The sequence below is a fragment of the Vibrio sp. OPT46 genome, from assembly GCF_015163535.1.
Classification (GTDB): domain Bacteria; phylum Pseudomonadota; class Gammaproteobacteria; order Enterobacterales; family Vibrionaceae; genus Vibrio; species Vibrio alginolyticus.
The window spans coordinates 1-479 of the sequence record NZ_JADDYG010000174.1 but is presented as its reverse complement, the minus strand read 5'-3'; the positions used below and the strand labels follow the sequence as shown (position 1 = coordinate 479).

General features: G+C 36.5%; 1 protein-coding gene. It reads left to right on the top strand.

Going from position 1 to position 479, the window contains the following annotated elements:
* On the top strand, positions 1-479 hold a 479-nt coding region (locus IQR33_RS08380; protein WP_193843623.1), incomplete at both ends, for a DNA cytosine methyltransferase.

Sequence of the window (479 nt, the reverse complement as noted above, 5' to 3'; positions counted from 1 at the left end):
ATAACGAATCCAATTATTTCTGTTTTTGAGAATGTTACTTCATTTACTAAATCAAACTCATACGCTGTTATCGTAGATACGTTTAGTAAAGTGTTTGGGTACAACTTTATAAATATGACATTAGCAGGTTCTCAGTTTGGTGCACTTGAAGATAGAAAGAGGCTTTGTGGTATTGGATACTGCAGCTCGTTCAAAGAGGGTTTAAAGGACTTTATGCCCCAAAAGGTAAGGACAACTTATAAATATAGCTGCTTAGCTGATGTACTCGATGATATACCTGAAACTCATGAAAGCTATAAGCCCTATACATATTTAGTGGAAAAGGAAAAGAGAGACATTGCTCAAAAGAAAGGCTTTCGACTCCAGTGGCTTAAGCCTACTGCTACAAAGGTAGGGTGCATAACCAAATCATACCAAAAGTGTCGATCTACCGATCCATTTCTAATCCATAGCAATGGTAAATTAGCTAGGTTATTTAC